The following is a 15,340-nucleotide window of genomic DNA, read 5'->3' on the forward strand; positions in this document are numbered from 1 at the left end:
TCAATTATGACAAACAAGAAAAACCTTACTACAAGCTGGGGAGCACCAGTTGGAGATAATCAAAACTCAATCACTGCCGGCGAACGGGGTCCTGTACTCATTCAAGATGTACACTTGTTGGAAAAACTTGCCCACTTTAATCGTGAACGTGTGCCTGAACGTGTAGTTCACGCGAAAGGTGCCGGTGCATTCGGTACTTTTGAAGTAACGAACGACCTTTCTCAGTATACGAAAGCTAAACTTTTCAATGGTGTTGGCAAGAAGACAGATCTTTTTATCCGGTTCTCTACAGTAGCCGGTGAATTGGGTTCTGCTGATACAGTCCGTGACCCACGTGGATTTGCTGTTAAATTCTACACGGAAGAAGGAAACTACGATATCGTCGGTAATAATACGCCTGTATTCTTTATTCGGGATGCGATTAAATTCCCCGACTTCATTCATACACAAAAAAGAGATCCTAGAACACATTTGAAAAACCCGACGGCAGTTTGGGACTTCTGGTCACATTCACCAGAATCTTTACACCAAGTAACGATCCTGATGTCCGACCGAGGCATTCCTGCCACACTTCGTCATACACATGGTTTCGGAAGCCACACATTTAAATGGGTGAATGATGAAGGGAAAGGCGTTTGGGTGAAATACCACTTCAAAACAGAACAGGGCATCAAAAATCTTGATGTCAATCTAGCTGCAAAACTAGCAGGTGAAAACCCTGATTACCATACGGAAGATCTTTTCAATGCGATTGAAAAAGGGGACTTCCCTGCATGGAAGTTATATGTTCAGATCATGCCTTTGGAAGATGCGGATACTTACCGTTTCGATCCATTTGATGTAACGAAGGTATGGTCTCAAAAAGATTATCCGCTAATCGAGCTTGGGCGTATGGAATTGAACAGAAATCCTGAAAATTACTTTGCTGAAGTGGAGCAAGCGACGTTCTCACCGGGAACATTCGTACCGGGAATTGAAGCTTCCCCAGACAAGATGCTTCAAGGACGTCTATTCGCATATGGAGATGCACACCGTTACCGTGTGGGCTCGAATCACAACCAGCTTCCGGTTAACCGTCCGAAAGTAGAAGCGAACAACTATCAACGTGATGGCTTCATGCGTGCAGATGACAATGGCAAGGGATCCGTTTATTATGAGCCGAATAGTTTTGGAGGCCCTGCAGAATCAACGGAAAATAAAGTCACTCCTTTTGAGGTGACAGGGAAAGCTGCACAAGTAGGTCATAATAGTGATGATCACTACACTCAAGCAGGTGACTTATACCGTCTATTGAGTGCGGAAGAGAAAACCCGTCTTGTTGAAACGATTGTGGGCGCAATGAAACCAGTGGAATTGGAAGAAATCAAACTTCGCCAAATCGGCCATTTTTACAAAGCCGATCCAGAATACGGAACGCGCGTAGCTGAAGGTTTAGGTTTGGCCGTACCACAAGAAGCGTAAAATATGGAAATTCTAAACTATTAAATGCAAACAGGCATCCATTCATGAATGGGTGCCTGTTTTGTTTTATTCCGGGATGTCCTGTTTATCAAGAAGGTGAATGTTATGCCCCATTTTAAATAGTAAGCTTTTTGAAAGCTTGGCGAATGCCTGAAGTAAATAATCAAAAGGCATCGTTGGAGTTCATGGATCAGCGAATTCTGGATGATGCCATTTTGAGGAGTGATCTACAACAATCTTGTAGTCCCGATAAATGAAGAAAGGTCCGGGTGCTTTGGCAATGATTAAACCAAATCAGCATACATTTGGTTAAGAGGAGGTGCAGTATGGACGTTTTTGTTCGGCAGAATGATTCCTTGTGGTATTATAGCCAATTATTCAAGGTGAATTACCAACTTATCATTGATTCCAATAGTCGGATTGATCCGCTTGCGCTTATTATAGGACAGCAAATCAAAGTTCCTGGCTTTACGACGACCGGCTATAAGATTAAGCGAGGGGACTCATTATGGGCAATTGCCAAATCACATAATCTTTCACTGGATGCCATATTTCTCGTTAATCCTAAACTCAACCCTAATGCCCTGCATGTCGGTCAGACGATTTCTGTGCCATTAAGGATTACGTGGAGGCTAATTCAAGGAAACCAGGAATATGATTATGGGACGATGGTGACCGATGTAAGACGTTTGAAAAGTATCTACCCATTTATTAAAACCTCCCCCATTGGGGACTCGGTGCTTGGAAAGAATATTCCCGAAGTAATGATTGGGAATGGTGGCAAACGAGTTCACTATAATGGTTCCTTTCATGCGAATGAGTGGATTACGACGCCTGTGATCATGACCTTTTTAAATGATTATTTACTGTCGGTCACGAATCAGACTGACATCCGCGGTATGTCCCTGTTGCCTTTTTATCAACAGACGATGCTGTCGATCGTTCCAATGGTGAATCCGGATGGAGTGGATTTGGTTTTAAAAGGCGCACCTGCCGATGAGACATTGAGAGGACGGCTCGTGGAATGGAATAATGGAAGCGAAGACTTTTCTGGCTGGAAAGCCAATATTAATGGGGTGGATCTGAATGATCAATTTCCTGCCAAATGGGAATTGGAACAAGCTCGCAATAATGTAACAAAGCCAGGTCCGGCAAATTTTTCCGGGGAAGGGCCGCTTACACAGCCTGAAGCTATTGCAATGGCGGAGTTGACAAGAAAACGTGATTTTAACAGAGTTCTTGCTTTCCATACCCAAGGAGAGGTCATTTATTGGGGGTTTGAAGATATGGAACCGCCCGAGTCCGAAACGATAGTCAATGAGTTTGCGAGGGTCAGTGGATATGAACCAGTCAAATCCGCCAATAGTTACGCAGGGTATAAGGATTGGTACATTCAGGATTGGCGAAGGCCAGGGTTTACCGTGGAGCTTGGCAAAGGAACCAATCCCCTTCCTATATCACAATTCGATGAGATTTATCAGAAGTCGCTAGGGATTTTCTTAGCAGGGTTATATATGTGAATTTTGACCAATTGAAAAAGCTCGACTCCGTTTCCATGGGGAAGAGCTTTTTAGTCTTATAAACTATTAGACTTGAGACGATGAGGGCTGCTGCAAAAAATAAGTAAAGTTATGCTTTACTTATCGATTGCATGATTAACTCGCTTTTTAGCCTAAAAAGTAACGGACGTTCTCCAGTACTCGTCCGAGTAATATTGCAGCCCCTACCAAAAAGAATCCTGATAGTTTTACGATAAAGAAGTTTGACTTCCTTAGCGCTAGTATTGGCCCCACCTACGCCATATACTTTGACGGCCACGCATGCCATCCAACCTAATTCCATTATAATAGAAAGCGCTTACATTTTCAAAATGAATCGTAGTGCAAATTTCGACATGTGCATCTGTGTCCCCAATCAACAGAGGGGAAAGGGCCTTATCGAATCCTTTTGAATAGGGAGACTCCGGTGTATATACCTTTCCGGAAAACTACATAAAACTTATTATTCCTAGTTTTCAAGTTATTTTTTAAAAACTTAAATGAACTGTAGTCATTTCCTGTTTTTTGTGTGATTTTTAATGAAAATACGAATAAATATTTATTTTTATTCGTTTATAGTTCGTATATAATAATTTTAAGGTATTGAGGAGGAGAGACTGAATGTATAAATCCAAAAAGATTTTATTATTGGGCTCCGGTGAATTGGGGAAAGAAGTCATACTTGAAGCACAGCGCCTTGGTGTGGAGACCGTTGCTGTAGACCGCTATGAACTAGCCCCTGCCATGCAAGTCGCCCATCGCAGTTATGTGATCGATATGCTTGACGCGGAACAACTAAGGGGAATTGTAGAAAAAGAACAACCCGATTTGATTGTACCGGAAATCGAAGCCATTGCTACATCTGAATTAGTCAAATTGGAAGAGGAAGGCTTTCATGTCATTCCGACGGCAAGAGCAGCTAAATTGACTATGGATCGTGAAGGAATCAGGAGGTTGGCTGCTGAAACCCTGGAGATTCCGACGGCAGCCTACAAATTCGCTGATACTTATGAAGAATTTGCCCAAGCTGCCAAAGAAGTTGGATTTCCGAATGTCGTAAAACCGCTGATGAGTTCTTCAGGGAAAGGTCAAAGCGTGTGCCGAACGGAAGGTGACCTGGAAGAGTGCTGGAAAATCGCGATGGAAGGCGGCCGGGTTCAAAATGGACGGGTGATCATTGAAGAATTTATCCGTTTTGATTCGGAAATCACGCTGCTTACTGTCCGGGCCGTAAACGGTACCATGTTTTGTGCTCCCATCGGCCACATTCAGCAGGGCGGGGATTATATTGAATCCTGGCAGCCGCATAATATGACAGAAGCGCAAATAGTGGAAGCGAAAAGAATTGCCCATGCCATTACAGATGAACTTGGAGGGTACGGATTATTCGGTGTTGAGCTTTTCCTCTCTGGGGATAAAGTCTATTTCAGTGAAGTTTCCCCACGTCCGCATGATACGGGGCTAGTGACACTAGTGACTCAGAATTTGTCGGAGTTTGCCCTGCATGTTCGAGCGATCCTAGGATTTCCCATCCCGGAAATCACGCTGGTCAACCCAGGTGCCAGCCGCCCATTAAAAGCGCAAGATGAGTTATCGGAATATTCTATAGTCGGTGTTGAACAAGCCTTGGCTATACCAAATACACAAGTCCGTCTTTTCGGAAAACCGGTTACAAAGGCCGGGAGAAGGGTCGCTGTAGCCCTGTCATCTGCCGATTCAATCGAGGTAGCGAGAGTAAATGCGGCCCGTGCTTTGGAATGTTTAGTTGTAGAAAAATAATAGTGAAAAAAGCGCTCTTTGAATGGAGCGCTTCAGTCAGTCGGCGGTAAGGGAGCGGTTTTCTGAAAATGAATGGAACGTTTCAAAGAAAAAACTGAAGGCAAACTCGCTTTCTGCGAGTTTGTCTTCAGTCTGAAGCATCCTGAATGGATGCTTTATTTTCTTTTTTCTCCATTAATTTTTTTAGCACTTTCAAATTCCTAACAAATCACCCCGAATTGAAGAAGTTGAATGAAAAGAACTTTGTTCAAGATCACTTAACCACGTTGGTGTTAACCAATTTTTTTTCACTCCTCTAAACCATATAAAATTTCCCACTACTGATGATTTTCCTGAATAACAAACAACCTCGTAAAAGTGCATACAATCCCGTGACATGTCTGCCTTTACCTTGTCTTAACAATAATCCTACTGCATTTTTACATAGCCTTGACATTGTATTCATCATCTTCACCTATAGTTTAATTAGATATTAATTATAGGGAGGTCATTCATTTGATTCATAATTGGAGTAAAAAGGTTTTGCCCATTACACTCGCTTCTGCATTAGCATTTGGAAGTTTATCATGGTCCGCAGCGGATCGTGTTTCGGCAAAGGATAAGCAAAAAAAAGAACCGGAAATCAAGAACGTGATTTTCCTTATCGGTGACGGCATGGGTGTTTCCTATACTTCCGCTTACCGGTACTTAAAAGATAATCCTGGTACGAAGGTGGCAGAAAAGACAGAGTTTGATAAATACTTGGTTGGCCAGCAGATGACCTACCCTGAAGACGCTGCACAAAATATAACGGATTCAGCCTCAGCAGCAACGGCAATGTCTTCGGGAGTGAAGACCTATAACGCAGCAATTGCAGTGGATAATGATAAATCTGAAGTCAAAACCGTATTGGAAGCAGCAAAGGAAAAAGGAAAAGCGACGGGATTGGTTGCCACTTCTGAAATCACTCATGCTACACCAGCATCTTTTGGAGCCCATGATGAAAATCGGAAAAACATGAATTCAATCGCAGACGATTATTATAATGACTTAATCAAGGGCAAACATAAAATTGACGTCCTATTGGGCGGTGGGAAGTCCAATTTTGTCCGGCCTGATGTCAATTTGGCGAAAGCCTTCGAAAAAGACGGGTACAGTTATGTGACTGATAAAAATCAAATGCTTAAGGACAAAAATGAACAGGTCCTTGGTTTATTCGCTTCTGAAGGACTCCCGAAAATGATTGACCGCCCAAGTGAAACGCCTTCTTTATCAGACATGACAAGTTCGGCAATCCAGCGCTTGAATAAAGACAAAGATGGATTCTTCCTTATGGTTGAGGGAAGCCAGGTCGATTGGGCCGGACATGATAATGATATTGTAGGTGCAATGAGTGAAATGGAAGACTTTGAAAAAGCATACAAAGCGGCCATCGAATTTGCGAAGAAAGACAAACATACATTAGTGGTGGCCACTGCCGATCACTCTACAGGAGGATTCTCGATCGGGGCTAAAGGAATATATAATTGGTATGGTGAACCGATCAAGGCAGCCAAACGCACCCCTGACTTCATGGCGGATGCCATCGTCAAAGGGGCCGATGTTGAAAAGACTTTAAAGCAATATATTAATCAAAATGAACTGAAACTAACTAACGATGAAATCAAAACGGTAACAGAAGCCGCCAAATCAAAAAATGTGACGAACGTCGATAATGCCATCGAAGCCATATTCGACAATCGGACCAACACTGCATGGACTACAGGGGGACATACAGGTGAAGATGTTCCGGTCTACGCATATGGACCATATAAAGAACGTTTTGCAGGACAGGTCGATAACACGGATCAAGCCAAAATCATCTTTGATCTATTAAAGAAGTAAAAATACTTCAGGGAGGGATTCAATGAACAGACTGATGATTGGTGCCCTGATATTAACGACATTTGGTGCTCTTAATACACAACCAGCTTACAAAGAAGAAACGACAGCTAAAGAAAAAACAGAGGAAGTTGCACGGCCACTGGTGAAAAAGGATGTCTATGTTCCGAATCCACAGCTTCCTGATGATTTAAAATTGAACCAAATCGGCCAAAACGTTTCCGATGCTAAGGGCGACTTAACTTTGAAAGCCTATAAAAAAGTGAATGAAGCGTTGAATGTTGGTCCGATTGAGGTTGAAGTCAAAGATATGAAAGTGATGCATGCCACTCCGGATTACAGCATGATTGATTTCTTTCATGGCTATACTCATGATGAAGATTTCGATATCGTAAAAGTGAACGTGGAAATCAAAAACAATTCGGATAAAAAAATCAAGTTTTCCCCAGTCGCATTTCTTGAAACGGACAGCGGGGAACATCTGACGTGGGAAGATGACATCTACTTAGAAGAACTTACTGGTGAAATAGAAGGAAATGGTTCGAAAAATGGAAACATTGGTTTCATTCTAAGTGATGGAAACATAGAAGGCATATCCTTCATGACAAGTGATGCGGTAGATGAAGAAGGGGAAGTCCTTGCAAAAGGCAAGTCAGCTGAATTCGCTTTTTAAAGAATATGTATAAATGCCTTGGAAAAATTAAATACTAGAACAAGTGATGGGGTTACTATCACTGAACGGAATATCCAAATCCTAATGATGAGGTGACACAGAATGAGCTATAAAGATCAATTAGATCCACATTCTCAAAAGTTTCACCATAATTGGACAAGACCTAAGCGTTCAAAATCTCAAGTTAATGGCCATACGCAAGAATCGCAAACAAACATTATACTAAGAAGCAATGCAAAGGCTCACAGGTGGTAACGGATATTTCCGACAAAGAAGGAGGCTCTCAGCGAGTCTTCTTCTTTATATTTAATGCTGAATCGACATCGAATCTAAACCATTAAAGGGATACATGGCTTTTCATTCATAATTATGATACCATTTACCTTTAAGTGTGCCTGGCGTGAAATTTATCCATTACCGGAGCAGTGTTTCCGATTGAAAGTTTCACCTTATACAAATAGAGGACGTGAATTGTAATGATAAAAATTGAAATCCCTGCAGCGGATATAAGCATCAAACAAAGAAAACAAGTTATAGAAGGAGACGAAGCTGTCATTCCTGAAATTTACGGGTTTATCGATTTTCATTTGATTCCCCGTGATAAAGGCGGCATCATCTTGTTTTACAATGAAAATGATGAGCTGATTTTTGTCGGAAAAGCTCGTAAATTAAGACAAAGGGTCAAGAAGCATTTCGAGGATAATGTTTCTCCGATTAAAGAGCATCGTAATGAAGTCAAGAAAATTGACATTCTTATAGTCGAAGACGCTATGGAACGTGATATCTATGAAACGTACATGATCAATAAACTTCATGCTAAATACAACGTCGACAAAGTGTTCTATAAATAAGGAAAAAAAGCTGGCTGCGCATGCAATCAGCTTTTTTTGTGGGCAAACAAAGTTTACAACTAATGTACAAAAATAAGTTCCGTACATTTACAGTCACTTAATGTTAGGTTAACAGGGTTGGTTTATATTTAAAGTAATCCAATACATTTTCAGGAGGTTGCTATTGAAGAAAATACTTTGTAAAAAGGTGTTAGTTATCTCGATCGGGACAGTGATTGCCTTTGGGAATTTAACATGGTCCGTGTCACAAGCTTCTAAACTGGCTAAACAGAGAGAGATTGAAACTTTTGAACAAGAGACAGTAAAATCTTCAGAGTGGGAAATGGCGGAATAAGCATATGAACCAAAAAGTTTGTTGCTCGATTTGCAACAAAGTAATACGTTAAAGGTTCTTCTTAAAAAAGGAAAAATGAATTGGATAATGAAACGTTGCTGATGATCAGCTGTATATGGAAGTACAATAAATTATAAAGCCGCACTGGAGGTTCATTACACATGTTGTTAGGTGTGATTGGGCTTCTATTTATTTTTATGGCTCTTTTCGTAAAGATTGTTGTTTTTAAAACGAAACTATTTAAGGTTGATTGGAGCGGAGTGCGAGACTCCTGCGGGAGCAGCGGGACAGGTGAGACCCCACAGGCGTTTACGCCGAGGAGGCTCACCGCCCGCCCCGCGGAAAGCGAGCATCTGGAGGGGAAATCAACCACAACTCACTACCTGGTAAATAGCAACAAAGTATGTGAAAACAGCCATTTTTATAAACTAACTTTAATTCAATTCGTTAATAATAAAATAACTTATACAGTCAAGGCCGGCGAAAACGATGGAGCGTATTTTTGGAATTTCTGCACAGATGAATTTTTTACGTGAGTGCCCATGCTGCTGTATTTGGAGCAATGGCGATAAACTCGTTCAGGAAATATTCGAGAGGTAATTTTGAAAAAACTTGCAAATAGTAATGATTACGTTTTATTATAAAGGGGTAGTGCTAAACAAAAAAATAATTCTATCGAATAAATCGTAATGATTTTGATTTGCGGGTGGGTAAAAGCAGAAATGTTTAAGGAGTGTTTGTGAATGAGAAATAAGAAAATCCCTGTTACAGTTTTGAGTGGATACCTTGGCGCGGGAAAAACGACACTGTTGAATCATATCCTTGAAAATCGGGAGAATCTGAAGGTTGCCGTCATCGTCAATGATATGAGTGAGGTCAATATTGATGCTTCCCTTGTCAAACAGGGAGGGTTTACCCGGACAGATGAAAAGTTGGTGGAAATGCAGAACGGTTGCATATGCTGTACGCTTCGTGAGGATTTAATGATTGAAGTGGAAAAGCTGTCCACACAAGGTAATATCGACTATATCGTGATTGAATCGACCGGTATCAGTGAGCCCGTTCCGGTCGCCCAAACCTTCACGTATGTTGATGAAAACGTGGGAATTGATTTATCACAATTTTGTCGGCTCGATACGATGGTCACCGTTGTTGATGCGAAGAACTTTTGGCAGGATTATGCTTCAGGGGAAACTCTTATTGATCGAATGCAGGCAAAGGATGAGGCCGATCAGAGGGAAGTGGTTGATCTATTGATTGATCAAATTGAGTTCGCCAATGTAATACTTCTAAATAAAATGGATTTAATGAAGCCCGAAGGTATAGGGAAGTTAAATGGGGTCTTTCAAAAAATAAACCCGGATGCGCGGATTATAGAAACGGATCATTCCCAGGTGCCATTAAAAGAAGTCATGAACACCCATCTGTTTGATTTTGAAAAGGCAAGCCAAGGGGCGGGTTGGATAAAGGAATTAAATGAAGAGCATATTCCAGAAACCGAAGAATATGGGATTGCCTCCTTCGTTTACAGAAGGAAAAAACCATTTCATCCATCGCGGCTGATGACGTGGTTGGAAAGTTGGCCGGTGGAAGTTGTGCGGGCAAAAGGCTTCCTTTGGTTGGCATCAAGAAATGATACAGCGGGCCTGCTATCACAGGCTGGACCGTCATTAATGATCGAGGGAGCAGGTAAATGGATTGCTGCTTATCCTAAAGATGAACAACAGCAGATACTCCAGGATGAACCTGAATTATTGGAACGCTGGGATGATATTTACGGAGACCGGATGACGGAACTAGTGTTGATTGGCATTCAAATGAATCAACAGGAAATCGAAAATGAATTAGATCAATGCTTATTGACGGAAATAGAGCTGCAGCAGGATTGGTCTCTGTATGAAGATCCATTACCTGCATTTACGGAAATAGTTCATTAATAAACCTTAGGAGGAACAAACATGAGAGTAAACATTACTTTAGCATGCACAGAATCAGGGGACCGAAATTATATCTCAACGAAAAACAAGCGGAATAACCCGGATCGAATCGAATTGAAAAAGTACTGCCCGCGTTTAAAGAAACACACGCTTCACCGAGAAACGAAGTAATTCCGTGGTTTAAATCGTAATGATTATGTTTTATTGAAGAGAATGGATGTAAAAGGGGGGAAGTTCATGTTGGAATGGGTCATTATTGGCGGAGGCATTCAAGGTACGACGATGGCCACATTTTTACTAAAGTCAGGAAAAACGACAGTGGACCAGCTGGCGATTGTAGATAGAAATGAAGAACCATTGGCGAGATGGAAGCATTGTACGGAAGTGATTTCAATGCCATATTTACGTTCACCATCCGTACACCATCTGGATGTGAATCCATTCAGCCTGCAGAAATATGTGGAAAAAGCAGACTGGAACAATAACTTTTATGGCCAATATAAGCGGCCATCCCTACAATCCTTCAATGAACACTGTGCTCACGTTGCAGATGATTTATCTATTAAGCAGGCATGGGTGCAAGGGAAAGTCACCTCTGTCTGTAAAACGGGACAGGGATGGGAAGTACAATTGCAAAACAAGCGACGACTTGCAGGGAAAAAACTCGTGATTTCAATTGGTATTGGTGAGCAGCATTATTGGCCGGATTGGGCACTGCAATTAAAACAAGAGCATGAGGGCTCCATTTTTCACATATTCGATGAAAATATTCCGGAGCTGACACAATTACATGGACCCATCACGATCATTGGGGGAGGTATATCTTCTGTCCATCTGGCTTTAAAGCTGAGTAAGATCTATCCCAATGAAGTAACGGTACTAAAGCGGCATCCGTTTAGAATTCATAATTTCGACAGTGATCCTGGTTGGTTGGGGCCGAAAAGACAGCGTCCTTTCCGTGCTATAACAAGCTATCAAAAAAGACGCGAAGCCATTATCCATGCCCGTTATAAGGGATCCATTCCACCTGACTTACTTAAAGTGCTGATGAATCAGGTTAAACAGGGATTATTGCGTGTCATGGATGTTGAAGTGATAAGCGCTGTGTGGAGGGACGGGCATATTAGCCTCAGGGATAAAAACGAAAAGGTTATCCAACAAACAGGGACGATCCTTTTAGCAACCGGCTTTAAGTCTTCAATGCCAGGGAAGGATTGGCTAACGCCAGTCATCCAGTCGCATGATTTACGCCTTGCTGAATGTGGTTATCCGATTGTATCGCAGTCGTTGCAGTGGGGACCTGGTTTATATGTCACGGGTGCATTGGCTGAACTTGAAATGGGACCGATATCCAGGAATATATCTGGAGCAAGACAGGCAGCGGAACGAATTGTGAACAGTTTATAGAATTTATAGGCTGTTTTCACATACTTTGTTGCTATTTACCAGGTAGTGAGTTGTGGTTGATTTCCCCTCCAGATGCTCGCTTTCCGCGGGGCGGGCGGTGAGCCTCCTCGGCGTAAACGCCTGTGGGGTCTCACCTGTCCCGCTGCTCCCGCAGGAGTCTCGAACTTCCGCTCCAATCAACCTTAAATAGTTTCGTTTTAAAAACAACAATCTTTACGAAAAGAGCCAATTTATAAAATCATTATGTTTAAAAAGGAGAGATTAAAATGGCTAAAAAATCCAAGGTGGTAAAAGCACAAAAACAGTTGGCAATGGTCGAAAAGTATGCAGAACTTAGAACGCAATTGAAGGAGAAGGGGGATCATGCTGCATTGGCCAAACTCCCGCGTGATTCTTCGCCGACAAGGGTTCACAATCGTTGCGGAGTAACAGGAAGGCCCCGTGGATATATGCGCAAATTCAACATGTCACGTATCGTTTTTAGGGAACTTGCTCATAAAGGGCAACTGCCAGGTGTCAAAAAGGCAAGCTGGTGAAGCGGGGAGAAAAGCAAGGTTGATTCAGGGGGAAGGTTCCTTGAATCAACTTTTTTTTTTGAAAAGGAAAGCTTTAAGCAGTAAGAGTATATATTATTAAATCGGTTAATAAGACAATTTGAGAAGTAGGATGTATGATTTTTTTTTAGTTACAAAGAGGAATCGTTCATGAGAATAAGAGCCCTTAATAAACCAAGGGCCGATTCATGTCTTAACCTAGCTTAAAGGAAGTGTATGGCGTAATCTTATTTTACTAACTTTAATGCTTGTTCAGAAATTAAGGCACGAAAAGGGGGCGTGAGAGAACCAGTTCGGTTTAGGTAAGGTAAGATAACGTAAAGAAAGCAGAAGTTTTATCAACTCTGCTTTTTTATTAATCAACTTTTACCTTTGGAAAAATTCAATCCACTCTTTTTCTGGTCCATATATGTAGAAATAGCGATAACCATTTGGAAGGGTGACGATTTCTTCATCAATCAGCTCGATGTTATCTAAACTTTTAATCCGGTCATATTCCTTTTCGATATCATCCACAGTAATTGCAAAATGGTGGATCGTGGCTTCGGATGGCAGTGTGTCGCTATAACCTTGAATTAATTCAATTTCTGTTTCGTCTGAATCATTGTATCCAAGGAATGCTAGTTGGATTACACCATTAGTATGTAGCACCCGCGATTTCACTTTTAAATCTAATACATCCTGATAAAAGGTTATGGATTCTTCAAGATCTCTTACAACAACTCCGATATGATCGACTCTTTTTATAGCCAAGGAACTTCCTCCTAATTTTGTTTAGTACAATATGAAAGTATTAGTATATATAACATTATTCGTAATAATATTACAATTTTGGGGTAGTGTTTTTCTGATTATTAAAAAATGATAGATGAAGGAAGAATTGGCTGGTGAATCGTGGAAAATGATTGATAAAGAAATAGACAATACTTAATGAAGAAAAGTATTGTCTATACATGTATAGTGGAGAACTCTTTCTACTTCATTGAATTTGCATCCCATTTACATAATCCATGAAATCCCTTGCTTCTTGAAATTCAGCTTGAAGATTGGCAGGTAAGTCATCGACATTAACTGAGCCGTTTTCACTCCCACTTTGCACGGCAATTTTTTCATATGTCATAAGAGCCTCAATATACGTTTCGTATTCCTCAGCCGTTAACAACTCTTCACTGGATACTAGTCCGTTTAATTTATCGAAATATGGCTGTATTTCCATAAAGGCTGTTTTTAATTCAGCGATTTTTCTTGAAGGAAGTTGGTCGTAATCAATATTGCCGTTTGCATCTCCATAGTCTAGCTTAGACTCAGTTACTACATGTAATAATTCTTTGAAATCAGCATACTCTTCTTTTCCCAATTCACCTTTAGCTTGGGACAGTTTTGCATCGAAAAGGAGGTATCCCTCCATGGTAGCATTAGCCAAATGCTTTTTTACCTGCTCGAATGATCCGTATAGATCATCAGCCAGGAAGGATTGATAGGCGAAAGCACTGGTTGGGAGTAACAGTGAAGCAATTAGCACGCTTGTTATTAAATATTTTTTTCTTTTTCCTCGATTAGTTGTTATTGTACTCATTACTTTCACTTTTAGTTCTGGTGAAGGATTTAGGCTCTTACTTTCTTCATATAACGCTTCCCTTAATTGATTATGAAGATTGTTCATTATACATTCCTCACTTTCTCTAAAAATAATTGACTTTCTTTTCCTTTCGCATTCAACTTTCTTAAAGAAGCGTGAATCCTGGATTTAACGGTTCCAATCGGGATTTCTAAAATTCTGGCTACCTCTTCTTGTGAATAATCATTTAAGTAGCGAAGAATTACGACTTGTTTTAGCTTGTAAGGTAACTGGTTTACTAAATCTACGAGTTGTTGATTAGAAATTTTATCAACAATGTCATGAGAAAAATCTGGAACATTGATTCGTACTGCTACTTCTGCTTCTGCCTTTTTAGAAATCCTTAGGCGCATCCATCTTTTCCGTCGATAGGTTTGAAGCTGCCGTATGACAATCCCCATTAACCATGGTTTGAAAGGTCTTTCGCAATCATATTTACGAAGAGACTTATAGACCTCTATGTAGATGTCCTGAATCACATCGTCAATATCCGCTTTTTCGTCTATAAGAAAGTGAACGTTTCTATAGACACTTTGAATAGTTTTTTCATATAGCTCGTCGTATGCCTGTTTCTCTCCCTTTAAGAAAAGTTTGATGCTGGAAATTAAATCATTTTGGTCACTCATCCTATAACCTCCTTCCGTCTATACTATATATTGGTAAGGTATTAATATTTCGTTCGCTTTTTAGGGGTATTTTCCCATTTTAATGGATTATTTTCTTGAAAAGAAAAGAATTTATTTTTTTCCAGGGCAAAAATTTGTTTCTATATGGAATAGTCGATATACTATGGAAACAACTCCATTATTTAATGGATATGGGAGGAGAGGTAATATGGGTAATATTCGTGAAGGTGAGGTTTTCACCCTTACTGATGACAATGATGAAGGCCATGAAGTTGAGGTTTTAGGATCATTGGATGTAGAAGGAACGGAATATGTAGCAGTAGGTTTGCTTGAAGATATTGAAGAAGATACAGAGGAAGATATCGATATTTTCTTTTTCAGGGTCGAAGGCGAAGGTGAGCTGCTCGATATTGAATCGGATGAAGAGTTCGAAAAGGTATCATTGGCGTTTGAAGCGGCATTTGAAGAGAAAGAATGATGGGGCAAGAGTAAAAGGCGGCACAATATGTGCCGCCTCAGGCTGTTGAACAAAAGGTTTCGGAATGTTCTCATTCCGAAACCTTTTTGATTTTTTATTGAATTTGAAGTACTTTCTTTAATTTCTTTCTCTTCTTCCTTATCGAAACTCTTTATAAAGCTTCATTATTCCATCTGCTTCGCATCGCAAGTTATAAAATAATTGTTTTTCCAATTTGGAAACCT

General features: G+C 40.7%; 17 protein-coding genes. 14 read left to right on the top strand and 3 right to left on the bottom strand.

What is annotated here, in order from left to right; all coding sequences use genetic code 11:
- The first annotated feature begins 6 nt into the window (after positions 1 to 6).
- The 13 genes from katA (at position 7) to rpsN (ending at position 12,376) form a co-directional block, all read left to right on the top strand.
- The gene (gene katA, locus N9I19_RS06710) at positions 7 to 1,461 is read left to right on the top strand and encodes a catalase KatA (protein WP_061465390.1); all 1,455 of its coding nucleotides are present in this window, start codon (positions 7 to 9) and stop codon (positions 1,459 to 1,461) included.
- 326 nt (positions 1,462 to 1,787) lie between these two features.
- Positions 1,788 to 2,981, top strand: coding sequence for a M14 family metallopeptidase (locus N9I19_RS06715; RefSeq protein WP_317777320.1), 1,194 nt, complete (start codon positions 1,788 to 1,790; stop codon positions 2,979 to 2,981).
- Positions 2,982 to 3,620: 639 nt separating this feature from the next.
- Positions 3,621 to 4,778, top strand: coding sequence for a phosphoribosylglycinamide formyltransferase 2 (purT, locus tag N9I19_RS06720; RefSeq protein WP_317777321.1), 1,158 nt, complete (start codon positions 3,621 to 3,623; stop codon positions 4,776 to 4,778).
- 498 nt (positions 4,779 to 5,276) lie between these two features.
- Complete coding sequence (locus N9I19_RS06725; protein WP_061466275.1) at positions 5,277 to 6,641, top strand: alkaline phosphatase; 1,365 nt, start codon at positions 5,277 to 5,279, stop codon at positions 6,639 to 6,641.
- Between the two features lie 22 nt (positions 6,642 to 6,663).
- Entirely contained in the window at positions 6,664 to 7,311 is a 648-nt protein-coding gene (locus N9I19_RS06730) for a DUF4352 domain-containing protein (protein ID WP_284469374.1), read from the top strand.
- Positions 7,312 to 7,413: 102 nt separating this feature from the next.
- Positions 7,414 to 7,566 carry a YpzG family protein gene (locus N9I19_RS06735; protein WP_072272311.1) on the top strand — a complete coding sequence of 51 codons (153 nt, stop codon included), beginning with the start codon at positions 7,414 to 7,416 and terminating at the stop codon, positions 7,564 to 7,566.
- A gap of 215 nt (positions 7,567 to 7,781) precedes the next feature.
- A complete protein-coding gene (locus N9I19_RS06740) occupies positions 7,782 to 8,162 on the top strand; it encodes a nucleotide excision repair endonuclease (RefSeq protein ID WP_176431821.1) in 381 nt (126 codons plus the stop codon).
- A gap of 163 nt (positions 8,163 to 8,325) precedes the next feature.
- A complete protein-coding gene (locus N9I19_RS06745) occupies positions 8,326 to 8,496 on the top strand; it encodes a hypothetical protein (RefSeq protein WP_176431796.1) in 171 nt (56 codons plus the stop codon).
- A gap of 161 nt (positions 8,497 to 8,657) precedes the next feature.
- Positions 8,658 to 9,032 (top strand): hypothetical protein, encoded by a 375-nt coding sequence (locus N9I19_RS06750; protein ID WP_317777322.1) that lies wholly within the window; start codon positions 8,658 to 8,660, stop codon positions 9,030 to 9,032.
- Positions 9,033 to 9,239: 207 nt separating this feature from the next.
- Positions 9,240 to 10,433: a GTP-binding protein gene (locus N9I19_RS06755; RefSeq protein ID WP_317777323.1), complete on the top strand. Its 1,194-nt coding sequence runs from the start codon at positions 9,240 to 9,242 to the stop codon at positions 10,431 to 10,433.
- Positions 10,434 to 10,454: 21 nt separating this feature from the next.
- Positions 10,455 to 10,604 carry a 50S ribosomal protein L33 gene (rpmG, locus tag N9I19_RS06760; RefSeq protein WP_061465383.1) on the top strand — a complete coding sequence of 50 codons (150 nt, stop codon included), beginning with the start codon at positions 10,455 to 10,457 and terminating at the stop codon, positions 10,602 to 10,604.
- A 66-nt stretch (positions 10,605 to 10,670) separates the two neighbouring features.
- Positions 10,671 to 11,840 carry an NAD(P)-binding domain-containing protein gene (locus tag N9I19_RS06765; protein WP_317777324.1) on the top strand — a complete coding sequence of 390 codons (1,170 nt, stop codon included), beginning with the start codon at positions 10,671 to 10,673 and terminating at the stop codon, positions 11,838 to 11,840.
- A 266-nt stretch (positions 11,841 to 12,106) separates the two neighbouring features.
- Complete coding sequence (gene rpsN, locus N9I19_RS06770; protein WP_061465381.1) at positions 12,107 to 12,376, top strand: 30S ribosomal protein S14; 270 nt, start codon at positions 12,107 to 12,109, stop codon at positions 12,374 to 12,376.
- Between the two features lie 384 nt (positions 12,377 to 12,760).
- On the opposite strand, the gene N9I19_RS06775 is transcribed toward rpsN, so the two are convergent.
- The 3 genes from N9I19_RS06775 to N9I19_RS06785 all read right to left on the bottom strand — a co-directional run bounded on the left by N9I19_RS06775 (position 12,761) and on the right by N9I19_RS06785 (position 14,638).
- Entirely contained in the window at positions 12,761 to 13,147 is a 387-nt protein-coding gene (locus tag N9I19_RS06775; protein WP_317777325.1) for a VOC family protein, read from the bottom strand.
- Positions 13,148 to 13,373: 226 nt separating this feature from the next.
- Positions 13,374 to 14,057 carry a DUF3600 domain-containing protein gene (locus tag N9I19_RS06780; RefSeq protein WP_317777326.1) on the bottom strand — a complete coding sequence of 228 codons (684 nt, stop codon included), beginning with the start codon at positions 14,055 to 14,057 and terminating at the stop codon, positions 13,374 to 13,376.
- The gene (locus N9I19_RS06785; RefSeq protein WP_284469378.1) at positions 14,057 to 14,638 is read right to left on the bottom strand and encodes a sigma-70 family RNA polymerase sigma factor; all 582 of its coding nucleotides are present in this window, start codon (positions 14,636 to 14,638) and stop codon (positions 14,057 to 14,059) included. The genes N9I19_RS06780 and N9I19_RS06785 overlap by 1 nt, the downstream gene beginning before the upstream one ends.
- A gap of 208 nt (positions 14,639 to 14,846) precedes the next feature.
- On the opposite strand from N9I19_RS06785, the gene N9I19_RS06790 reads away from it, so the two are divergent.
- On the top strand, positions 14,847 to 15,116 hold the full coding sequence (locus N9I19_RS06790) for a DUF1292 domain-containing protein (RefSeq protein WP_089361813.1): 270 nt from the start codon (positions 14,847 to 14,849) through the stop codon (positions 15,114 to 15,116).
- Positions 15,117 to 15,340: the final 224 nt, after the last annotated feature.

The organism is Peribacillus sp. CSMR9, assembly GCF_033141925.1.
Taxonomy (GTDB): domain Bacteria; phylum Bacillota; class Bacilli; order Bacillales; family DSM-1321; genus Peribacillus; species Peribacillus simplex_A.